Origin of the sequence: Streptomyces sp. NBC_00076 (assembly GCF_045041235.1) — a bacterium.
In the GTDB taxonomy this organism is placed as follows: Bacteria; Actinomycetota; Actinomycetes; order Streptomycetales; family Streptomycetaceae; genus Streptomyces.
Map to the genome: position 1 here is coordinate 4,278,177 of NZ_CP108242.1, position 22,205 is coordinate 4,300,381.

Consider the following 22,205-nt stretch of genomic DNA (forward strand, 5'->3'; position numbering starts at 1 on the left):
GTCAGCTCGGTCCTGCCTTGTATCCCACACCCCGGACGGTCACCACGATCTCCGGCCGCTCCGGGTCCTTCTCGACCTTGGAGCGCAACCGCTGCACATGCACGTTGACCAGCCGTGTGTCCGCCGCGTGCCGGTAGCCCCACACCTGCTCCAGCAGCACCTCACGCGTGAACACCTGCCAGGGCTTGCGGGCCAGCGCGACCAGCAGATCGAACTCCAGCGGCGTCAGCGCGATCGACTGCCCGTCCCGCTTCACGGAGTGACCTGCCACGTCGATGACCAGATCGCCTATGGCGAGCTGTTCGGGAGTCGGCTCCTCGGACCTCCGCAGCCGCGCCCGGATCCGGGCCACCAGCTCCTTCGGCTTGAACGGCTTCACGATGTAGTCGTCGGCCCCCGACTCCAGGCCCACGACGACATCGACGGTGTCGCTCTTGGCCGTGAGCATCACGATCGGCACCCCGGACTCCGCCCTGATCAGGCGGCACACCTCGATACCGTCCCGGCCCGGCAGCATCAGATCGAGCAGCACGAGGTCGGGCTTGGACTCACGGAAAGCGGCCAGCGCCTTGTCGCCGTCAGCTACAAAAGACGGTTCAAAACCTTCACCACGCAGCACAATGCCGAGCATCTCGGCCAGTGCGGTGTCGTCGTCGACGACAAGGACTCGTCCCTTCATAACGACATCATCCCATTAGCTAATCGTTACCTGGCGTGACCTGGCACACAGCTCGGCAAGCGCCTCAGCTGTCACGGGCGAAACGGCGCCCTCTTCGGTGACGATCGCCGTCACCAGTTCGGGCGGTGTCACATCGAACGCCGGGTTGTACGCCTGGGTCCCCAGGGGTGCCACCGGAATCCCGCCTCCCGCTTCAGCCGCCCCCGGCACCTGGGGTGCTGTGAGCTCTGTCACCTCATGACCGGGGCGTTGTTCGACCTCGATGGACGCCCCGTCCGGCGTGTCCGGATCCACCGTCGTCAACGGCGCCACCACGATGAACGGCACATGGTGGTACCGCGCGAGCACCGCGAGCGGATAGCTCCCCACCTTGTTCGCCACCGAACCGTCGGCCGCGATGCGGTCCGCGCCGATGAGCACCGCGTCCACCTCTCCGGCCGCGAAAAGCGAGCCCGCCGCATTGTCGGTCAGCAATGTGTACGCCATACCGCTGCGAGCCGCCTCGTACGCCGTCAGGCGAGCACCTTGCAGCAACGGACGCGTTTCGTCCACCCACAGGCGTCGGAGGCTCCCTGCCCGATGCGCCGCCAGCGCCACCGCGAACGCCGTTCCCTCGCCACCCGACACCAGTGCCCCGGAGTTGCAGTGGGTCAGGATCCGGTGGCTCCCGCCGGGCAGCAGCTCGTCCAGCAGCGCCAGACCCCGCTCGGCCATTTGGGCGCTGGCCTGGGCGTCTTCCTGGTGCAGCCTGCGCGCGGCGGCCAGCGCGGCCTCCGCGGCCTGCCGATCGTCACCGCCCGTGCCGAGCTCGGCACGGTACGCGGAATGCGCCCTGCGCACTCCGAGGGCCAGATTCACCGCGGTGGGACGCGCGCCCGCCAGCGCTGCAGCGGCGTCGTCCACGTCGAATCCACGCACCGCGGCGAGCGCGACGCCGTACGCTCCCGCGATACCGAGCAGTGGTGCCCCGCGCACGGCGAGCGAACGGATCGCCTCCACCAGCACGGACGCGTCCGTACAGACGAGTTCGACCTCCTCGGCCGGCAGCCTCGTCTGGTCCAGAAGCACCAGTACGGGGCCTTCGGGTGGCTCTTCCCAGCGGATCGCCGGAATATCGGTCGGCCTGTTGTCCTCGCCGCTTTGCGCGTACTGATCAGCCATGCGGTCAGTCTGCCCCTTATCCGGCGGACAATTGAAGGTGTGCAGCCCATACCGCGGCTGGTCACTGGGTGACCACCCCATGGCACGATGGCTGCCACTGCCGCCGCGCCCGCGGACGGGCACCGTGAAGGAGCGACGATGAACGACACTCCGGGCTGGGCCTCGCCCGGATCCGCCCCGTCCGACGGGCAGCAGCCCGGTGCGTCCGGTCCCGCCGAGCCCGCCGACCGCCCCGGCACCGCGACCCCCGCGGAACAGCCAGGAGCGGAGCCGCCGGGACCGGATCCCCAAGGCCCGAGCTCGCAGTGGTCCAAGGAGCAGCCGCCACCCGGTCAGTGGTCCGCGCCCACCGGTCCCACCGCCCCGGGCCAGACCCCGCCGCCCCCACCGCCGGGCCCGGGCGGCTGGGGCACCCCGCCCCCGGTCGGCCCCGGAGGCTACGGCGGCCCCGGAGGCTACGGGCCGCCCGGCGGGCAACCCGGACCCGGCGGCTGGGGAGGCGGCTACGGTCCTCCTGGCGGATACCCCGGGTACGGCGGCTGGGGCGGCCCTCCGCCCGCGGCCAAGCCCGGCGTCATCCCCCTGCGCCCGCTCGGCGTCGGCGAGATCCTCGACGGCGCGGTCTCCACCATGCGCGCCCACTGGCGCACAGTCCTGGGCATCTCCCTGACCGTCGCCGTCCTCACGGAGATCATCGTCATCCTGCTTCAGGGCCTGGTCCTGAACGACACCGCCGGCAGCGAGGCCCTCAACGACCCGAGCGCCACGCTCGACGAACTGACCCGCGCCATGGGCGACGCCATGCTCAGCTCCTCCGTCGTCTTTGTGATCTCGCTGGTCGGCACAGTCGCCGCGACCGCGCTGCTCACAACCGTCACCAGCCGTGCGGTGCTCGGCAAGTCGGTCACCACCGGCGAGGCCTGGCGTGACGCCCGCCCGCAGGTGGTGAAGCTCCTCGGCCTGATCCTCCTGCTGCTGCTCATCACCGTCGGCGTCGTTGTCGTCGGCGCGCTGCCCGGCATCCTCCTGGCCGTCTCGGGCCAGACCACCGGAGGCGTCGCGCTCGCCGTCCTCGGCAGCTTGGGCGCCGCCGTCGTCGCCCTGTGGCTGGGGATCCGCTTCTCGCTGGCATCCCCCGCGCTGATGCTGGAGAAGCAGAGCATCACCAAGTCGATGAGCCGCTCGGCGAAGCTGGTCCGCGGCTCCTGGTGGCGGATCTTCGGCATCCAGCTGCTCGCGACGATCATCGCGAACATTGTCGCGGCGATCGTGGTCATCCCCTTCACCTTCCTCGCCGCCGCATCCAGCGGCGACGGCGTCGGCGGCTTCCTCAACGGCACCGGCGACCTCGGCTGGACCTTCCTCATCATCAGCGGCATCGGCTCGGTGATCGGCTCCATGATCACGTTCCCGATCACGGCAGGCGTCGCCGTGCTCCTCTACGTCGACCAGCGCATCCGCCGCGAGGCCCTCGATCTCGACCTGGCCCGCGCCGCCGGCGTCCAGGGCTACGGCCCCACCCCCGGGAGCTGATGCGGTGAATCCGGCGGGGGGATTTCTCACAGCCGTACCGGCACTGCCGGACGCTGCCGACTCGGCCGTACGACTCGTGCTGCGCGCCGGCGACACATCCGTGAGGGCGGTCCTGCGCACCGCCGACGCCGCGTCCGTCCTGTCGCTGTCGCGCTCCGACGACGCACCGCCGCTGACAATTCCTCGCGACCCCGCGCGGGAGGCGGCCCGGCGCGAGCTGTCCAAACGGATGTACCACGAGAACGACCCCGGCCTGTTCCAACGAGCCCTGGACGCGTTCTGGGACTGGGTCGACAAACTGTTCAACGCGGCCTCGTCCGCGACACCCGGAGGGCCGCTCGGCCTGGTCGTCATCATCGTGGCCGTACTCGCGGTCCTGGCCGCCCTGTGGTGGCGTCTGGGCACCCCACGCCGCGAACCGACCTCCGCGTCCGTCCTGTTCGACGACCGGCCCCGCAGCGCCGCCGAACACCGCGCGGCCGCCGAGGCCCACGCCGCCCAGGGCCATTGGAACCAGGCCGTCCAGGAACGCATGCGGGCCATCGTCCGATCCCTGGAGGAACGCACCCTTCTCGACACCCGCCCCGGCCGCACCGCCGACGAGGCTGCCGTGGAGGCGGGCCGCACCCTGCCCTCCCAAGCGGACCGGCTGCGCACCGCCGCCCGGGACTTCGACGACGTGACATACGGCGGCCGAAGGGCGAGCGAGCAGTCGTACCACCGCATCGCCGAACTCGACCGCGATCTCGACCGCACCAAACCACAACTCGCGAGCAGCAGCAGCAGCCACAGTGCAGGCCACGATGACCACCGGGGAGCCGCCGGATGACCACCGAGGTCACCCTTCCCTCCACGTCGGTCTCGCCCACCACCCGCCAGGTGTGGACTCGCGCGCGAGGCGTCATCCTCGCCCTTGTCTTTCTTGTGGCGGGGGCCATCGCCATCGCGGCGATCCGCTCCGACACTCACGAAGGCAGCCTCGACCCGCGCTCCGCCACTGACTACGGCAGTCGCGCCGTCGCCGAACTCCTCGCCGACCGAGGGGTCTCCACGCGGGTGGTCACCACCCTGGCCGAAGCGCGCGCCGCCGCCGACCCGGACACCACCCTCCTGGTAGCCGTCCCGGACCTGCTGACCGAACGTCAGCAGAGTCGGCTGCACGCCGCCACCGCCGGCACAGGAGGCCGTACCGTCCTTGTCGCCCCGGGCAGCTCGTCCGTCGAACGGCTCGCCCCCGGCATCGTCGCCAGCCCCGCCACCAGCCTCGACTCCACGCTCTCCCCCGTATGCGACCTGCCCGCCGCCCGCCGCGCCGGCGCGGCGGACACCGGCGGCATCCGCTACACAGTCACCCGACCCGGCGCCGACGAGTGCTACCCCAGCGAGCGTCTGGCCACCCTGGTACGCATGCCGGACACGTCCGGCGACGGCGACACGATCGCGCTCGGCGCGCCCGACATCCTCTACAACGACACCCTCGACGAGCAGGGCAACGCCTCGCTCGCCCTCCAACTCCTCGGCACCCGCCCCCATGTGGTCTGGTACCTCCCCTCCCTCTCCGACTCAGCCGCCGACACCGACGACGAAAAAGGCTTCTTCGATCTGCTCCCGTCGGGCTGGCTCTGGGGCACGCTGCAGCTCTTCATCGCCGCGGCACTCGCCGCCCTCTGGAGAGCACGCCGACTCGGCCCGCTCGTGCCCGAAAGACTCCCCGTGGCGATCCGCGCCTCCGAAACCGTCGAAGGCCGCGCCCGCCTCTACCGCAAGGCCAACGCCCGCGACCGCGCGGCCACCGCTCTTCGCTCCACCACTCGCACGCGCCTCGCCCCCCTCGTAGGCGTCCCCGTGACCCAGGCGAATTCGCCCGAAGCCCTGCTGCCCGCCCTGTCCGCCCACCTCCACAGCCCCGGAGACGGACAGGCAAGGCACTCTCTCCTCTTCGGCCCGTCGCCCAGCGACGACACGGCCCTCATCTCCCTCGCCGACCAACTCGACGCCCTCGAAAGAGAGGTACGCCGTCCATGATGGACCCGACCACTGACAACGCAGGGCACACCGGGGACCCGGGCACCGCCCGCGCCTCCCTGGAAGCCCTGCGCGCCGAGATCGCCAAAGCCGTGGTCGGCCAGGACCCCGCCGTGACCGGCCTCGTCGTCGCCCTCCTGTGCCGCGGACACGTTCTCCTCGAAGGAGTCCCCGGGGTCGCCAAGACGTTGCTCGTCCGCACCCTCGCATCCGCACTCGAGCTCGACACAAAACGCGTCCAGTTCACCCCCGACCTGATGCCGAGCGACGTGACCGGTTCCCTCGTCTACGACTCCCGCTCCGCAGAGTTCTCTTTCCAGCCCGGCCCTGTCTTCACCAACCTCCTCCTGGCCGACGAGATCAACCGGACCCCGCCCAAGACCCAGTCGTCCCTCCTGGAAGCCATGGAGGAACGCCAGGTCACGGTCGACGGCACCCCGCGCCCGCTCCCCGAACCATTCCTGGTCGCCGCGACCCAGAACCCCGTCGAGTACGAGGGCACGTACCCCCTGCCCGAAGCACAGCTGGATCGTTTCCTCCTCAAACTGACGATCCCCCTCCCTTCCCGCCAGGACGAGATCGACGTCCTCACCCGGCACGCCGAGGGCTTCAACCCGCGCGACCTGCACGCCGCCGGCGTACGCCCCGTCGCGGGTCCCGCCGACCTGGACGCCGCCCGCGCCGCGGTCGCCAAGACAACGATCTCCCCGGAAATCACCGCCTACGTGGTCGACATCTGCCGAGCCACCCGCGAATCGCCCTCCTGCACCCTCGGCGTCTCTCCGCGTGGCGCGACGGCCCTGCTCGCCACGGCCCGCGCCTGGGCTTGGCTGACCGGCCGCGACTACGTCACCCCCGACGACGTCAAAGCACTCGCGCTCCCCACCCTCCGCCACCGCGTACAGCTCCGCCCGGAGGCCGAAATGGAAGGCGTGACGGCCGACTCCGTCATCAACGCGATCCTCGCCCACGTCCCCGTTCCCCGCTGATGGCACTCACCGGGCGCGCCGCCCTCCTCGCGGCCCTGGGCTCCCTCCCCGTGGGTATCTGGGAACCCGGCTGGACAGGCCTGCTCGCCGTCAACGCCCCCCTGGCTGTGGCCTGCGCCTGCGACTTCGCCCTGGCAGCCCCGGTACGACGCCTCGGCCTGACCCGTTCCGGCGACACCTCTGCACGCCTCGGAGACCCCGTGGACGTCACCCTCACGATCACCAACCCGTCCCGCCGGACGCTCCGCGCCCACCTGCGCGACGCCTGGCCCCCCAGCAGCTGGCAGCCCGGCACCGAAGTCGGGGCCTCCCGTCACCGTCTGACGGTGCCCGCGGGCGAACGCCGCCGCGCGACCACTCGACTGCGACCAACTCGCCGCGGCGACCGCCAGACGGACCGCGTCACGATCCGTTCCTACGGCCCCCTCGGCCTGCTCTCCCGCCAGGGCACCCACCGGGCCCCCTGGACGGTACGCGTCCTCCCCCCGTTCACCAGCCGCAAGCACCTGCCCTCCAAGCTGGCCCGCCTGCGCGAACTGGACGGCCGCACCAGCGTCCTCACCCGTGGCGAGGGCACGGAATTCGACAGCCTCCGCGAGTACGTCCCCGGCGACGACACCCGCTCCATCGACTGGCGAGCCACGGCCCGTCAGACCACGGTCGCGGTACGCACCTGGCGCCCCGAACGCGACCGCCACATCCTCCTGGTCCTCGACACCGGCCGCACCTCCGCCGGCCGGGTGGGCGACGCTCCACGCCTCGATGCCTCCATGGACGCGGCCCTGCTCCTGTCGGCCCTGGCCTCCCGCGCCGGCGACCGCACCGACCTTCTCGCATACGACCGTCGAGTACGTGCCCTCGTCCAGGGCCGCTCAGCAGGCGATGTCCTGCCGGCCATGGTCAACGCGATGGCCACCCTCGAACCCGAACTCGTCGAAACGGACGCCCGAGGTCTCGCGGCCACGGCACTCAGATTCGCCCCGCGCCGCTCACTGATCGTCCTGCTCACGACGCTCGACACAGCTCCCGTCGAACAGGGCCTGTTGCCGGTCCTTTCTCAACTCACCCAGCGACACACGGTCCTGCTCGCTTCGGTCGCAGACCCACATATCGCCCGCATGGCCACAGCACGGGGCAACACCGATGCCATCTACGAGGCCGCAGCCGCCGCCCAGGCTCAGACCGAGCGCCACCGCATCGCGGAACAACTCCGTCGGCACGGCGTAACGGTCGTCGACGCGACACCCGACGATCTGGCTCCCGCACTGGCAGACGCATATCTGGCACTCAAGGCAGCGGGCCGTCTCTAATCCGAGATCCCTGAGATTTAAGGGGACAGGGCGCCCCGCCTGCCCAGTCCCCTTAAACGCAGAAAACCCCCGTGCCCATGGCACGGGGGTTTTCCCAAAAATTGTTCGGCGGCGTCCTACTCTCCCACAGGGTCCCCCCTGCAGTACCATCGGCGCTGTAAGGCTTAGCTTCCGGGTTCGGAATGTAACCGGGCGTTTCCCTCACGCTAAAACCACCGAAACACTATGAAACTGAACTGCCGCACCACACCCGTGGCCCTGGGTATGGGGCTGTTCGTGGTTTCAGAACCAACACAGTGGACGCGAGCAACTGAGGACAAGCCCTCGGCCTATTAGTACCGGTCACCTCCACACGTTACCGTGCTTCCAGATCCGGCCTATCAACCCAGTCGTCTACTGGGAGCCTTAACCCCTCAAAGGGGGTGGGAATACTCATCTCGAAGCAGGCTTCCCGCTTAGATGCTTTCAGCGGTTATCCCTCCCGAACGTAGCCAACCAGCCATGCCCTTGGCAGAACAACTGGCACACCAGAGGTTCGTCCGTCCCGGTCCTCTCGTACTAGGGACAGCCCTTCTCAATATTCCTACGCGCGCAGCGGATAGGGACCGAACTGTCTCACGACGTTCTAAACCCAGCTCGCGTACCGCTTTAATGGGCGAACAGCCCAACCCTTGGGACCGACTCCAGCCCCAGGATGCGACGAGCCGACATCGAGGTGCCAAACCATCCCGTCGATATGGACTCTTGGGGAAGATCAGCCTGTTATCCCCGGGGTACCTTTTATCCGTTGAGCGACGGCGCTTCCACAAGCCACCGCCGGATCACTAGTCCCGACTTTCGTCCCTGCTCGACCCGTCGGTCTCACAGTCAAGCTCCCTTGTGCACTTACACTCAACACCTGATTGCCAACCAGGCTGAGGGAACCTTTGGGCGCCTCCGTTACTCTTTAGGAGGCAACCGCCCCAGTTAAACTACCCATCAGACACTGTCCCTGATCCGGATCACGGACCCAGGTTAGACATCCAGCACGACCAGACTGGTATTTCAACGACGACTCCACCTGAACTGGCGTCCAAGCTTCACAGTCTCCCAGCTATCCTACACAAGCCGAACCGAACACCAATATCAAACTGTAGTAAAGGTCCCGGGGTCTTTCCGTCCTGCTGCGCGAAACGAGCATCTTTACTCGTAGTGCAATTTCACCGGGCCTATGGTTGAGACAGTCGAGAAGTCGTTACGCCATTCGTGCAGGTCGGAACTTACCCGACAAGGAATTTCGCTACCTTAGGATGGTTATAGTTACCACCGCCGTTTACTGGCGCTTAAGTTCTCAGCTTCGCCAAGACGAATCCTGACTAACCGGTCCCCTTAACGTTCCAGCACCGGGCAGGCGTCAGTCCGTATACATCGCCTTACGGCTTCGCACGGACCTGTGTTTTTAGTAAACAGTCGCTTCTCGCTGGTCTCTGCGGCCACCCCCAGCTCGAGGAGCACGTCCTCTCACCAGTGATGGCCCCCCTTCTCCCGAAGTTACGGGGGCATTTTGCCGAGTTCCTTAACCATAGTTCACCCGAACGCCTCGGTATTCTCTACCTGACCACCTGAGTCGGTTTAGGGTACGGGCCGCCATGAAACTCGCTAGAGGCTTTTCTCGACAGCATAGGATCATCCACTTCACCACAATCGGCTCGGCATCAGGTCTCAGACTATTGCCAGGCGGATTTACCTACCTGACGTCCTACACCCTTACCCCGGGACAACCACCGCCCGGGATGGACTACCTTCCTGCGTCACCCCATCACTCACCTACTACAAGTCTGGTCCGTCGGCTCCACCACTTTCCTTTCCCCGAAGGGTCCGGAACGGCTTCACGGACTTAGCATCGCCTGATTCAATGTTTGACGCTTCACAGCGGGTACCGGAATATCAACCGGTTATCCATCGACTACGCCTGTCGGCCTCGCCTTAGGTCCCGACTTACCCTGGGCAGATCAGCTTGACCCAGGAACCCTTAGTCAATCGGCGCACACGTTTCCCACGTGTGTATCGCTACTCATGCCTGCATTCTCACTCGTGAACCGTCCACCACTCGCTTACACGGCGGCTTCACCCGGCACACGACGCTCCCCTACCCATCACAGCGGGCGTTGGCCCTCATGCTGCAATGACACGACTTCGGCGGTACGCTTGAGCCCCGCTACATTGTCGGCGCGGAATCACTAGACCAGTGAGCTATTACGCACTCTTTCAAGGGTGGCTGCTTCTAAGCCAACCTCCTGGTTGTCTGTGCGACTCCACATCCTTTCCCACTTAGCGTACGCTTAGGGGCCTTAGTCGATGCTCTGGGCTGTTTCCCTCTCGACCATGGAGCTTATCCCCCACAGTCTCACTGCCGCGCTCTCACTTACCGGCATTCGGAGTTTGGCTAAGGTCAGTAACCCGGTAGGGCCCATCGCCTATCCAGTGCTCTACCTCCGGCAAGAAACACACGACGCTGCACCTAAATGCATTTCGGGGAGAACCAGCTATCACGGAGTTTGATTGGCCTTTCACCCCTAACCACAGGTCATCCCCCAGGTTTTCAACCCTGGTGGGTTCGGTCCTCCACGAAGTCTTACCTCCGCTTCAACCTGCCCATGGCTAGATCACTCCGCTTCGGGTCTTGAGCGTGCTACTGAAACGCCCTGTTCGGACTCGCTTTCGCTACGGCTACCCCACCCGGGTTAACCTCGCAACACACCGCAAACTCGCAGGCTCATTCTTCAAAAGGCACGCAGTCACGACGCACCAAGCAAGCTTGATGCGCGACGCTCCCACGGCTTGTAGGCACACGGTTTCAGGTACTATTTCACTCCGCTCCCGCGGTACTTTTCACCATTCCCTCACGGTACTATCCGCTATCGGTCACCAGGGAATATTTAGGCTTAGCGGGTGGTCCCGCCAGATTCACACGGGATTTCTCGGGCCCCGTGCTACTTGGGTGTCTCTCAAACGAGCCGTTGACGTTTCGACTACGGGGGTCTTACCCTCTACGCCGGACCTTTCGCATGTCCTTCGCCTACATCAACGGTTTCTGACTCGCCCTGCCGCCGGCAGACGACAGAAGAGAGATCCCACAACCCCGCATACGCAACCCCTGCCGGGTCTCACACGTATACGGTTTAGCCTCATCCGGTTTCGCTCGCCACTACTCCCGGAATCACGGTTGTTTTCTCTTCCTGCGGGTACTGAGATGTTTCACTTCCCCGCGTTCCCTCCACTTGCCCTATGTGTTCAGGCAAGGGTGACAGCCCATGACGACTGCCGGGTTTCCCCATTCGGACACCCCCGGATCAAAGCCTGGTTGACGACTCCCCGGGGCCTATCGTGGCCTCCCACGTCCTTCATCGGTTCCTGGTGCCAAGGCATCCACCGTGCGCCCTTAAAAACTTGGCCACAGATGCTCGCGTCCACTGTGCAGTTCTCAAACAACGACCAGCCACCCATCACCCCGAACCAACCGGTTCGAGTGCACTGGGGCCGGCAACTGAAGATCCAGACTCTCAAGCCCGTACCCTCAGACACCCAACAGCGTGCCCGGCATCCCTGCCGCTTCCCTCAACGTTCCACGCTCCGAAGAGCAGTACTGGAAGGAGAAGACGATCAAGTATGCCGAATAGTCAACGTTCCACCCTTGAGCAACCAGCACCGGACATTCGCCGATGTACTGGCCTCTGACCTCACCCCGGAGGGATCGGTAAGAAGTGCTCCTTAGAAAGGAGGTGATCCAGCCGCACCTTCCGGTACGGCTACCTTGTTACGACTTCGTCCCAATCGCCAGTCCCACCTTCGACAGCTCCCTCCCACAAGGGGTTGGGCCACCGGCTTCGGGTGTTACCGACTTTCGTGACGTGACGGGCGGTGTGTACAAGGCCCGGGAACGTATTCACCGCAGCAATGCTGATCTGCGATTACTAGCAACTCCGACTTCATGGGGTCGAGTTGCAGACCCCAATCCGAACTGAGACAGGCTTTTTGAGATTCGCTCCACCTCACGGTATCGCAGCTCATTGTACCTGCCATTGTAGCACGTGTGCAGCCCAAGACATAAGGGGCATGATGACTTGACGTCGTCCCCACCTTCCTCCGAGTTGACCCCGGCGGTCTCCTGTGAGTCCCCATCACCCCGAAGGGCATGCTGGCAACACAGAACAAGGGTTGCGCTCGTTGCGGGACTTAACCCAACATCTCACGACACGAGCTGACGACAGCCATGCACCACCTGTACACCGACCACAAGGGGGGCACCATCTCTGATGCTTTCCGGTGTATGTCAAGCCTTGGTAAGGTTCTTCGCGTTGCGTCGAATTAAGCCACATGCTCCGCTGCTTGTGCGGGCCCCCGTCAATTCCTTTGAGTTTTAGCCTTGCGGCCGTACTCCCCAGGCGGGGAACTTAATGCGTTAGCTGCGGCACCGACGACGTGGAATGTCGCCAACACCTAGTTCCCACCGTTTACGGCGTGGACTACCAGGGTATCTAATCCTGTTCGCTCCCCACGCTTTCGCTCCTCAGCGTCAGTAATGGCCCAGAGATCCGCCTTCGCCACCGGTGTTCCTCCTGATATCTGCGCATTTCACCGCTACACCAGGAATTCCGATCTCCCCTACCACACTCTAGCTAGCCCGTATCGAATGCAGACCCGGGGTTAAGCCCCGGGCTTTCACACCCGACGTGACAAGCCGCCTACGAGCTCTTTACGCCCAATAATTCCGGACAACGCTTGCGCCCTACGTATTACCGCGGCTGCTGGCACGTAGTTAGCCGGCGCTTCTTCTGCAGGTACCGTCACTTTCGCTTCTTCCCTGCTGAAAGAGGTTTACAACCCGAAGGCCGTCATCCCTCACGCGGCGTCGCTGCATCAGGCTTTCGCCCATTGTGCAATATTCCCCACTGCTGCCTCCCGTAGGAGTCTGGGCCGTGTCTCAGTCCCAGTGTGGCCGGTCGCCCTCTCAGGCCGGCTACCCGTCGTCGCCTTGGTGAGCCATTACCTCACCAACAAGCTGATAGGCCGCGGGCTCATCCTTCACCGCCGGAGCTTTTAACCACCATTCAGGAGAATGGAAGTGTTATCCGGTATTAGACCCCGTTTCCAGGGCTTGTCCCAGAGTGAAGGGCAGATTGCCCACGTGTTACTCACCCGTTCGCCACTAATCCCCACCGAAGTGGTTCATCGTTCGACTTGCATGTGTTAAGCACGCCGCCAGCGTTCGTCCTGAGCCAGGATCAAACTCTCCGTGAATGTTCTCCCGTAATCGGGATGACACCACGAGAGCGGAACAGTCAGGCGGAATAAGCCCGGCCGTTCACAGCGTCCTCGCTGTGTTTTCTTCAAAGGAACCTCGCCCTCTCAATGACTGAGAGAGACGGGGTATCAACATATCTGGCGTTGACTTTTGGCACGCTGTTGAGTTCTCAAGGAACGGACGCTTCCTTTGTACTCACCCGAGAGACTCTCTCAGGCTTTCCTCCGGGCGCTTCCCTTCGGTCTTGCGTTCCCGACTCTATCAGACCTTTTCGCGATCCGATTTCCTCGGTGCTTTCCAGGTTCCCGCTTCCGCGTTTCCCTTTCCGGCGGTCCCAACATTATCAGAAGTTTTGGACCGGATTGACCGGGCATCATTTCCGATTCATCGGGAGGGTGGCTTCTGTGGAATCAAAGTTCTCGAAGCCGACAGACACTCACTGTCGCCGAGCCGGTTCAACCGAGCTCCAGGCAACTGTTCGAATCTACCTCCCCACGCGATCCGTGTCAACGGCTCTTGTGGGGCGAAGGAGACAGTAGCAGTTCAGCCGCGGCATCCGCACATCAGGCAGCGGTCGGGACAGTGGCGCTGCGTTCGGCTGCCTCGACATCGCCCGTGTCGCCGGCTCGGGCCGCGCGACCGCCCAGGACATAGACGTAGGCGAGGAAGGCCAGCTCCGCTCCGATGCCGATGCCGATGCGGGCCCAGGTGGGCAGGCCGGACGGAGTGACGAAGCCTTCGATGGCGCCGGAGACGAAGAGGACCAGCGCGAGTCCTATCGCCATGCCCACGGCAGCTCGGCCTTCCTCCGCCAGGGCCGAGCGTCGGGAGCGCGGGCCGGGGTCGATCAGGGTCCAGCCCAGGCGCAGTCCTGTGCCGGCGGCCACGAAGACCGCGGTCAGTTCGAGCAGGCCGTGCGGGAGGATGAGGCCCAGGAAGGTGTCGAGGCGGCCGGCCGACGACATCAGTCCGAAGCCGACGCCGAGGTTGAGCATGTTCTGGAAAAGGATCCAGAGCACTGGCAGACCGAGGAAGACGCCAAGGACGAGGCACATGGCTGCAGCTTGGGCGTTGTTCGTCCAGACCTGGGCGGCGAAGGAGGCCGCCGGGTGGCTGGAGTAGTACGTCTCGTACTCGCCACCCGGGCGGGTGAGCTCGCGCAGATCGCTCGGTGCCGCGATGGTGGCCTGCACCTCGGGATGGGTGCCGATCCACCAGCCCAGAAGAGCCGCGACGACCGTGGACAGGAGCGCGGTGGGCACCCACCAGTGGCGGGACCGGTAGACGGCGGCAGGGAAACCGTGCGTGAGGAAGCGGGTGACGTCGCGCCAGGAGGCGCGTCGCGTGCCGGTCACAGCACTACGCGCGCGTGCCACCAGTTGACTGAGCCGGCCGGTCAACTGTGGGTCCGGGGCGCTGGACTGGATCAGCGAGAGGTGGGTGGCGGTGCGTTGGTAGAGAGCGACGAGTTCGTCAGCCTCGGCTCCGGTGAGACGGCGCTGGCGTCGCAGCAGGGCGTCCAGCCGGTCCCACTCCGCTCGGTGTGCGGTGACGAAGACGTCGAGGTCCATCGGTTTGTCTGCTCCTCCGTTGGTCGTCGGCGGTTCGTCGTGGATGTCAGCTTGTCGTACTGCGGCGCGATGCGCCCTCAGCTTGGCAGACTGGCTGTTCACAGGGCAGGTCAGGGGAAGGGCGGCGGGCGTGAGTGAGCTGGTGACTGGTGAGGCGGTGGCGCTTGAGTTGCGTCCTGCGAAGTTGCCCAGCAGGGCGTTGGCCGTCCTGATCGATCTGGTGTTGGCCGTCACCGCGTACATCGTCGTGACGATCGTTCTGGTGGCTTCCACTTCGTCCATGGATGAGGCAGCGCAGATCGCGCTGTCGATCGCCGTGTTCCTCCTGGTGCTGGTGGGTGGGCCGATTGCGGTCGAGACACTCAGCCATGGGCGTTCGCTCGGGAAGCTGGCGTGCGGGCTGCGCGTGGTGCGGGACGATGGCGGGCCGATCCGATTCCGGCACGCGCTGGTGCGGGGGGCGATAGGCACGGTGGAGATCCTGATGACGTTCGGGGTCGTTGCCTGCATCGCTTCGCTGGTGTCGGCACGCGGGCGCCGGCTCGGTGATGTGTTCGCGGGAACTCTGGTCGTACGGGAACGGGTGCCGACTGCGCAGATGGGCTTCGTGCCGCCGCCACCGCCGTGGCTGTCCGGCCGTTTCTCGGAACTCGATCTGTCGGCCGTACCCGACGGCCTGTGGCTCGCGATCCGTCAGTACCTGACGCGAATGCAGCAGTTGGATCCGCAGGTCGGTTGGGCCATGGCGGAACGGCTCGCCTCCGACCTCGCGGCTCACACGGGGGCTCCGGCTCCGCAGGGGGTTCCGTCGGCCGCGTATCTGGCGGCGGTGGTGCAGGAGCGTCAGGCCCGGGAGATTCGCCGGAGCTCCGTCGCCCGTGCAGCCACGGCCGCGGGAGCGGCGACGGATACCGGCACCGGCCTTGGTACCGGAAGCGGTACGGGTCCGGGCACGTCGTCGATCGGTGCCGGTGCTGCGCATGGGGCGCCGGGGTCTTTCGGGCCTCCGGCCGACCCGCGCTCGGTCACTCCACGACTCTCCGTAGACGTCACCGGGGCCCGGCCTGCTGCCCCCCACGACGATCCGGGTCGGTCCGACCGCGGTTCCGGTACCGGGTTCGCGCCGCCCGCATAATCTGCGAGGAGTCGGCGGCGGGTCTGCGGGAGCGTCGGTCTGCCCGAGCCCGCGCCACCCAGGTCTCTGCCTCACGCCGCGTAATGCGCTCCACCCCGCCCGCCCCGCCCGTTCCAGGCAGGCTCGTCCCCCCCTCATCCCACTCCGACCCCGTCTCCGTCCACTCCCACTCCGCCTGCTCAGGCGAATACGGATGGTGGCGAGTCGAGGTCCTCCAGTTCGATGCCGGGAGCCGCGAGCACCACGTCGCCGGAGATGTGCACCGTGTGCTGCTCACCGGTGTCCAGCGCTGTGACCTGGTATTCCTCCACGGTCAGGGGGCCGTTGTCAGTGGCGTGTGCTTCGATCTTCAGCAAGGCCCAGGACTGGTCCACGGTGCGCGGGGCGAGGACCGGGTCGGTGAGGGCGACGAGGCGTACGCGGGTGGCCGAGTTGGAGGGGGCGAGGCGCAGGAGACGCGTGGTGGCGATGAGAAAGGCCGGGGATGTGCCGGTGAAGGCGTGGGCGCGCACGCTGCCTTCCGTGGCATGGATTCCGGTGGGGTCCGTGCGGACCCAGGTGACGCCGTCGATGGCGGCGCCGCGGACCTGCCAGCTCGCGGCGTGAAGTTCGAGGCGGATGGGGCGGCCCAGTTCGTCGAGGGTGAGGTCGACGGAGCCGCTGTGGTCGCCCGAGGGGGTGGTCAGTTGGGAGACGTACCGCCAGCCGGACGGTCCGGGGGCGCAGTGGAAGTGCTCTTCCGCGAGGGGGGTGTGATCGTGCGGATCGTGGAGCGAATAACGGCCGCGGGGCATCGGGGTCCTGAGGCTTGACGGGCTGGTCCGGGCAACAGCGGCCAAAGGGGCAGGCCCCCGGCACGGGGGTGCGGGGGCCTGCCTTGGAGGCACTGCTGGTGATGAGCGAGTCAGCGCACCGACGCGTTCATCACAGCTGCGGCCCGGACTCGGTGGCTGAGGCGTTCAGCGGGGGTACAGGGCGCTGAACCCCTCAGCGGCGGCACTGGTCCGGTCAGTAGCGGTAGTGGTCCGACTTGTACGGGCCGTCGACCTCGACACCGATGTACGAGGCCTGCTCGGGGCGGAGCTGGGTGAGCTTGACGCCGAGCGCGTCCAGGTGGAGGCGGGCGACCTTCTCGTCGAGGTGCTTGGGCAGCACGTAGACGTCGGTCGGGTACTCGTCGGGCTTGGTGAACAGCTCGATCTGGGCCAGGGTCTGGTCCGCGAAGGAGTTGGACATCACGAACGACGGGTGACCGGTGGCGTTGCCCAGGTTCAGCAGGCGGCCCTCGGACAGGACGATGAGCACCTTGCCGTCGGGGAACTTCCAGGTGTGCACCTGCGGCTTGACCTCGTCCTTGACGATGCCCGGGATCTTCGCGAGGCCGGCCATGTCGATCTCGTTGTCGAAGTGGCCGATGTTGCCGATGATCGCCTGGTGCTTCATCTTGGCCATGTCCGAGGCCATGATGATGTCCTTGTTGCCGGTCGTGGTGACGAAGATGTCGCCCTTGTCGATGACCTCGTCCAGCGTCGTGACCTGGTAGCCGTCCATCGCTGCCTGCAGAGCGCAGATCGGGTCGATCTCGGTGACGATCACGCGGGCGCCCTGCCCGCGCAGGGACTCCGCGCAGCCCTTGCCCACGTCGCCGTAGCCGCAGACAACGGCGGTCTTGCCGCCGATGAGGACGTCGGTGGCGCGGTTGATGCCGTCGATCAGGGAGTGGCGGCAGCCGTACTTGTTGTCGAACTTCGACTTGGTGACGGCGTCATTGACGTTGATCGCCGGGAACAGGAGGACGCCGTCGCGCTGCATCTCGTACAGGCGGTGGACGCCGGTCGTGGTCTCCTCGGTCACGCCGCGGATCTCCGAGGCGAGTTGGGTCCACTTCTGCGAGCCGTCCGTGATGGTGCGGTGCAGGAGTTCGAGGATGACGCGGTGCTCGTCGGACTCGGCGGTGTCGACGTCCGGGACCTTGCCGTCCTTCTCGTACTCGACGCCCTTGTGGACGAGGAGGGTGGCGTCACCGCCGTCGTCCAGGATCATGTTCGGGCCGCCGGTGGGGGTGTTCGGCCAGGTCAGGGCCTGCTCCGTGCACCACCAGTACTCGTCCAGGGTCTCGCCCTTCCAGGCGAAGACCGGGATGCCCTGCGGGTTGTCGGGCGTGCCGTTCGGGCCGACGGCGATGGCGGCGGCCGCGTGGTCCTGGGTGGAGAAGATGTTGCAGGAGGCCCAGCGGACCTCGGCGCCCAGAGCGGTCAGGGTCTCGATGAGGACCGCGGTCTGAACGGTCATGTGCAGGGAGCCGGTGACGCGCGCGCCGGCCAGGGGCTGCGTCTCGGCGTACTCCTTGCGGATCGCCATCAGGCCGGGCATCTCGTGCTCGGCGAGGGTGATCTCCTTGCGGCCGAACTCGGCCAGGGAGAGGTCGGCGACCTTGAAGTCCTGGTTGTCGACAGTCGTCATTACGTGCTGCTCCTCGGGGTTGGGGCGAGGTGGGTACGGCTGTTCTGCGCGGCGGCGGACACAAAGGTGCCCGAAAGAGGGCACGGGGCATGCCCGCATGTGCGCAGCGCAGTCCGTCGGAGGCCCTCTCTCCCTCGGTCGGTCCGCGGTGGGACCGCCCGACCGCCATCAGCAGCGACGTCTGGCTCCGACCCAAGCTACACCGGTGGGCCCGGCCACCCCCAGTCCGCCTCCGAACACTTCGCGCCATCACGGCTTGGGGTCGGGGCTTGTGCCCGGCTCCCGCCGGACTCATGCCGGGTGCGGAGAGTGGGCCTGATCACGGGTGAGAACAGGACATCCGCGAGCGAGGGTGGGAAGGATTACGCGTGCGCGCAGAACAGAGCCGACAGGGGCTTTCTGCTCCTTGGGGCTGCGGGCGGGTGTGGGGCAGGATGCCGGGAGATCGGAACAACTGATCGATCTTGCGGGGCGCCCGGGACGGCGTTCCGTTCGACGAAGGCGTTAGGAGATCGACGTGACCAGTCCGGCCGGCCCTCCCCCCACGGGCCGCGGCACCACCGAGCAGAAGCACTTGAAGCTGCTCGCGGTGACCGCGTGCCCGACCGGCATCGCACACACGTACATGGCCGCCGAGAAACTCGCACAGGCCGCCGCGAGCCGCGGTATCGAGATGAAGGTGGAGACGCAGGGGTCCATCGGGGCCGAAAACATCCTTGATGACAACGATGTCAGAAGCGCGGACGGGGTCATCGTCGCCGCGGACAAGGATGTCGACCTGAGCCGTTTCGTGGGCAAGCGCGTCCTGACCGTCGGGGTGGCCGAGGGCATCCGTCACCCCGAGCAATTGATCGACCGGGTGCAGTCGGCGCCCGTGCACGCACCGGGCCGGACCATAGCGCCCACGGCGGCCCACGGTGGCGGCAAAGAACGCAGTGTCGCGTACAAGGCGCTGATGAACGGGGTCAGTTACATGATCCCGTTCGTGGTGGTCGGAGGGCTCCTGATCGCCATCTCGCTGTCGCTCGGCGGGCACACCGACCCGTCCGGCGGGCTGGTCATCCCGAAGGACTCCTTCTGGATGGACGTGAACAACATCGGTGTCATCGGCTTCACGCTGATGGTGCCGATCCTGTCCGGCTACATCGCCTATGCCATCGGGGACCGGCCAGCGCTGGTCCCGGGCATGATCGGCGGCTGGATCGCCAACACCGGGTCGCTGTACGACTCGAAGGCGGGTGCCGGGTTCATCGGGGCGATCGTGACGGGGTTCCTGGCCGGGTACCTGGTGCTGTGGATCAAGAAGTTCAGGGTCCCGAAGTTCGTGCAGCCGATCATGCCGATCATCGTGATCCCGATCGTGGCGACCACGGCACTCGGGCTGTTCTTCGTCTATGTGATCGGAAAGCCGATCTCGTGGGTCTTCGAGCATCTCACCGACTGGCTCAGCGGGATGACGGGCACGAGCGCGATCCTGCTGGGCGCGATCCTCGGCCTGATGATCGCCTTCGACATGGGCGGCCCGGTCAACAAGACGGCCTTTCTCTTCGGTACCGGGCTGATCGCGACCGGCAACCAGACGGTCATGGGCATGTGCGCCGCGGCCATCCCGGTCATGCCGCTGGGGCAGGGGTTGGCCACGCTGATACGCAAGCGGCTGTACACCGAGCAGGAGCGGGAGACGGGTCTCGCCTCGCTGTTCATGGGCTGTTTCGGCATCTCCGAGGGAGCGATCCCGTTCGCGGCGGCACGGCCCGCGCAGGTCATACCGGCGAACATGCTCGGCGGCGCGGTGGCCGGTGCGGTCGCCGGTGTCGCCGGTGTCGAGGACGCGGTCCCCCACGGCGGACCGATCGTGGCGGTACTGGGCGCGGTGAGCGGCGTACCCATGTTCTTCGTGGCGGTGGTGGTCGGCACGGTGGTCACCGCGCTGACGACGGTCGCGTTGGTGGACGTCGGTGAGCGTCGGCGCGGCCTTGCCCCGGTCCCGAATGCTGAGCCCGTGCTGGTCGGGGCAGGGGCGGGGACGGGCTCCAGCGCGCCGGGCGGCCCCGGTGCGGGTACGCCCGCCGCCTCGGCTGTCAATGCCCCGGACACGACGCCGGACGAAGGCACTCCGGACGCCCGTGCCGTCGTACCGCATCAGAGCCCCTCCAGGTTTGGGGAGGCTGCCGCATCCGGTGAGAGCGGTGCTGTCGGCGACGAGGTCCTCTCCGGCTATCTCAGCGAGCGGACCGTGAAGGTCGAACTCGACGCGCGGGACAAGGAGTCCGCCATTCAGGAGATGGCGGAACTGCTGGCGCGGACCGGCAAGGTCGTGGATGGGGACGAGCTCGTGGCGACGGCGCTGCGGCGGGAGGCTCAGGGAACGACCGGGCTCGGTGAGGAGATCGCGATTCCGCATGCCAAGACGGACGCGGTGAGCGCACCCGTGGTCGGCTTCGCACGGTCCGCCGAGGGTGTCGAGTGGGGCTCCCTGGACGGCACGAAGGCCAGGTTGGTGTTCATGATCGCCGTACCGGAGGCGGCCGCGGGCGATGAACATCTGCGGATTCTGGCGCTGTTGTCACGGAAGTTGATGGATCCCGGGTTCCGGGAGCGGCTATCGGCGGCCGTGGACGAGACGGCGGTTCTCGCTGTGCTGAGCGAGATCCGTTAGCCGGGCGATCCGTTGGCCGACGGGCCCGCGTCCGAGTACGGGACGCGGGCCCGCACAGCCGGTTCACAGGCCGCCGATACTCTCTGCGCCGCGGTGACGTGGTGCTCTGCACCGCGCCCGGGCGGTACCACTTCGACGGCGCGGTCATGCAGCGTGTCGTGGTGCTGCTCGGCCTGGGGGCGTGGGTGGGCTCCTGGTCGGACTCACCGGGCTCGGCCTGGGGATCGCCGCGCTTGCTGTGCGGCAGCGGAAGGCGGTTAACGCGGGCCCGTCCTGGAGGGCGCAGGTGTGACGACGGCCGACGGGGCCCGCCGAACACTCGGCGGGCCTCGTCGCCGTACGGGAGCTCAGTGCCCGGTCGGCTGCTGTGCGGGTCCCCCGGGTGTGGCCTCGCGGTCGGCGCCCTTGGCGGCTTCCGCCTCGCTGTAGATGTCGGGTTCGAGGTAGATCACGCGGGCGATCGGGACGGCCTCGCGGATACGGGCCTCGGCGGCGTTGATGGCGGAGGCGACCTGGGCGGCGGAGTCGTCGTGCTGGACGGAGATCTTGGCGGCGACCAACAGCTCCTCGGGGCCCAGGTGGAGCGTGCGCATGTGGATGATGCCGGTGACCGTGGCGCCGTCGACGATCGCCGTCTCGATCTTCCGGACGTCCTCGACGCCCGCCGACTCGCCGAGCAGCAGGGACTTGGTCTCGGCGGCCAGGACGAGGGCGATCAGGATGAGCAGGATGCCGATGCAGAGGGTGCCGATGCCGTCCCACACGCCGTCACCGGTGAGCAGGGCCAGGCCGACACCGCCGAGTGCGAGGACCAGGCCGACGAGCGCGCCGAAGTCCTCCAGAAGGACGACCGGGAGTTCGGGGGCCTTGGCACGGCGCACGAACTCCTTCCAGGAGAGGTCGCCGCGCAGCGGGTTGGACTCCTTGATGGCCGTCCGGAAGGAGAACGACTCGGCGATGATCGCGAAGACCAGGACGCCCACCGGCCAGTACCAGTGCTCGATCTCGTGCGGTTCCTTGATCTTCTCGTAGCCCTCGTAGATGGCGAACATGCCGCCGACCGAGAAGAGGACGATGGAGACGAGGAAGGCGTAGATGTAGCGCTCGCGGCCGTAGCCGAAGGGGTGCTGCGGGGTGGCCTCGCGCTGGGCCTTCTTGCCGCCGAGCAGGAGCAGGAACTGGTTGCCGGAGTCGGCGAGCGAGTGCACGCCCTCGGCGAGCATCGACGATGAACCGCTGAACGCGAACGCCACGAACTTCGATGCCGCGATCGCGAGGTTGGCGCCGAGTGCCGCCACGATCGCTTTGGTACCGCCTGACGCGCTCATGTGTTCGCGTTGTCCCTTCGCCTTCGTACGTACGCGGTCGCTCAAGGAGGGTCGCCAAGGACCCGGGC

General features: G+C 66.6%; 13 protein-coding genes and 3 rRNA genes. 7 read left to right on the plus strand and 9 right to left on the minus strand.

The genetic code is table 11. The features are described from left to right. Window position 1: 1 nt before the first annotated feature. On the minus strand, window positions 2-679 hold the full coding sequence (mtrA, locus tag OHA64_RS19305) for a two-component system response regulator MtrA (protein WP_405614622.1): 678 nt from the start codon (window positions 677-679) through the stop codon (window positions 2-4). 15 nt (window positions 680-694) lie between these two features. Further along, a complete protein-coding gene (gene mtnA, locus OHA64_RS19310) occupies window positions 695-1,840 on the minus strand; it encodes an S-methyl-5-thioribose-1-phosphate isomerase (protein ID WP_405624022.1) in 1,146 nt (381 codons plus the stop codon). Window positions 1,841-1,978: 138 nt separating this feature from the next. On the opposite strand from mtnA, the gene OHA64_RS19315 reads away from it, so the two are divergent. Genes OHA64_RS19315 through OHA64_RS19335 form a run of 5 tightly spaced genes read left to right on the plus strand, consistent with a single transcriptional unit; the run spans window position 1,979 to window position 7,697 of the window. Further along, window positions 1,979-3,373, plus strand: a complete 1,395-nt coding sequence (locus OHA64_RS19315) for a glycerophosphoryl diester phosphodiesterase membrane domain-containing protein (protein WP_405614624.1) — start codon at window positions 1,979-1,981, stop codon at window positions 3,371-3,373. Between the two features lie 4 nt (window positions 3,374-3,377). Beyond that, window positions 3,378-4,202: a DUF4129 domain-containing protein gene (locus tag OHA64_RS19320; RefSeq protein ID WP_405614626.1), complete on the plus strand. Its 825-nt coding sequence runs from the start codon at window positions 3,378-3,380 to the stop codon at window positions 4,200-4,202. Further along, window positions 4,199-5,398 carry a DUF4350 domain-containing protein gene (locus tag OHA64_RS19325; protein ID WP_405614628.1) on the plus strand — a complete coding sequence of 400 codons (1,200 nt, stop codon included), beginning with the start codon at window positions 4,199-4,201 and terminating at the stop codon, window positions 5,396-5,398. Before OHA64_RS19320 ends, OHA64_RS19325 begins: the two co-directional genes overlap by 4 nt. Further along, window positions 5,398-6,387, plus strand: coding sequence for an AAA family ATPase (locus tag OHA64_RS19330; protein WP_405624023.1), 990 nt, complete (start codon window positions 5,398-5,400; stop codon window positions 6,385-6,387). Before OHA64_RS19325 ends, OHA64_RS19330 begins: the two co-directional genes overlap by 1 nt. Continuing rightward, the gene (locus tag OHA64_RS19335; RefSeq protein ID WP_405614630.1) at window positions 6,387-7,697 is read left to right on the plus strand and encodes a DUF58 domain-containing protein; all 1,311 of its coding nucleotides are present in this window, start codon (window positions 6,387-6,389) and stop codon (window positions 7,695-7,697) included. Before OHA64_RS19330 ends, OHA64_RS19335 begins: the two co-directional genes overlap by 1 nt. A gap of 103 nt (window positions 7,698-7,800) precedes the next feature. On the opposite strand, the gene rrf is transcribed toward OHA64_RS19335, so the two are convergent. The 4 genes from rrf to OHA64_RS19355 form a co-directional block, all read right to left on the minus strand. Further along, window positions 7,801-7,917 (minus strand): 5S ribosomal RNA (gene rrf / locus OHA64_RS19340). 92 nt (window positions 7,918-8,009) lie between these two features. Further along, window positions 8,010-11,132: ribosomal RNA gene (locus OHA64_RS19345) — 23S ribosomal RNA — on the minus strand. 319 nt (window positions 11,133-11,451) lie between these two features. Beyond that, a 16S ribosomal RNA gene (locus tag OHA64_RS19350) occupies window positions 11,452-12,977 on the minus strand. Together the 16S, 23S and 5S rRNA genes form the textbook arrangement of a ribosomal RNA operon. A 567-nt stretch (window positions 12,978-13,544) precedes the next feature. Then, window positions 13,545-14,552 carry a stage II sporulation protein M gene (locus OHA64_RS19355; RefSeq protein WP_405614632.1) on the minus strand — a complete coding sequence of 336 codons (1,008 nt, stop codon included), beginning with the start codon at window positions 14,550-14,552 and terminating at the stop codon, window positions 13,545-13,547. Between the two features lie 130 nt (window positions 14,553-14,682). Between OHA64_RS19355 and OHA64_RS19360 the strand changes: the two genes are divergently transcribed. Then, window positions 14,683-15,687, plus strand: coding sequence for an RDD family protein (locus OHA64_RS19360; RefSeq protein WP_405614635.1), 1,005 nt, complete (start codon window positions 14,683-14,685; stop codon window positions 15,685-15,687). Between the two features lie 179 nt (window positions 15,688-15,866). Here OHA64_RS19360 and OHA64_RS19365 read toward each other — a convergent pair whose 3' ends face one another. Next, window positions 15,867-16,481: a hypothetical protein gene (locus OHA64_RS19365; RefSeq protein WP_405614637.1), complete on the minus strand. Its 615-nt coding sequence runs from the start codon at window positions 16,479-16,481 to the stop codon at window positions 15,867-15,869. Between the two features lie 214 nt (window positions 16,482-16,695). Further along, a complete protein-coding gene (ahcY, locus tag OHA64_RS19370) occupies window positions 16,696-18,150 on the minus strand; it encodes an adenosylhomocysteinase (RefSeq protein WP_405614639.1) in 1,455 nt (484 codons plus the stop codon). A gap of 517 nt (window positions 18,151-18,667) precedes the next feature. Between ahcY and OHA64_RS19375 the strand changes: the two genes are divergently transcribed. Beyond that, a complete protein-coding gene (locus OHA64_RS19375; RefSeq protein ID WP_405614641.1) occupies window positions 18,668-20,809 on the plus strand; it encodes a fructose-specific PTS transporter subunit EIIC in 2,142 nt (713 codons plus the stop codon). Window positions 20,810-21,156: 347 nt separating this feature from the next. Here the strand turns inward: OHA64_RS19375 and OHA64_RS19380 are convergent, their stop codons facing one another. Next, window positions 21,157-22,137 (minus strand): cation diffusion facilitator family transporter, encoded by a 981-nt coding sequence (locus tag OHA64_RS19380; protein WP_405614643.1) that lies wholly within the window; start codon window positions 22,135-22,137, stop codon window positions 21,157-21,159. Window positions 22,138-22,205: the final 68 nt, after the last annotated feature.

Bases quoted from the DNA above. Each gene is read 5' to 3' on its own strand.
- mtrA (WP_405614622.1), bottom strand. From the start codon at position 679: ATGAAGGGACGAGTCCTTGTCGTCGACGACGACACCGCACTGGCCGAG.
- mtnA (WP_405624022.1), bottom strand. From the start codon at position 1,840: ATGGCTGATCAGTACGCGCAAAGCGGCGAGGACAACAGGCCGACCGAT.
- OHA64_RS19315 (WP_405614624.1), top strand. From the start codon at position 1,979: ATGAACGACACTCCGGGCTGGGCCTCGCCCGGATCCGCCCCGTCCGAC.
- OHA64_RS19325 (WP_405614628.1), top strand. From the start codon at position 4,199: ATGACCACCGAGGTCACCCTTCCCTCCACGTCGGTCTCGCCCACCACC.
- OHA64_RS19330 (WP_405624023.1), top strand. From the start codon at position 5,398: ATGGACCCGACCACTGACAACGCAGGGCACACCGGGGACCCGGGCACC.
- OHA64_RS19335 (WP_405614630.1), top strand. From the start codon at position 6,387: ATGGCACTCACCGGGCGCGCCGCCCTCCTCGCGGCCCTGGGCTCCCTC.
- OHA64_RS19355 (WP_405614632.1), bottom strand. From the start codon at position 14,552: ATGGACCTCGACGTCTTCGTCACCGCACACCGAGCGGAGTGGGACCGG.
- OHA64_RS19365 (WP_405614637.1), bottom strand. From the start codon at position 16,481: ATGCCCCGCGGCCGTTATTCGCTCCACGATCCGCACGATCACACCCCC.
- ahcY (WP_405614639.1), bottom strand. From the start codon at position 18,150: ATGACGACTGTCGACAACCAGGACTTCAAGGTCGCCGACCTCTCCCTG.
- OHA64_RS19380 (WP_405614643.1), bottom strand. From the start codon at position 22,137: ATGAGCGCGTCAGGCGGTACCAAAGCGATCGTGGCGGCACTCGGCGCC.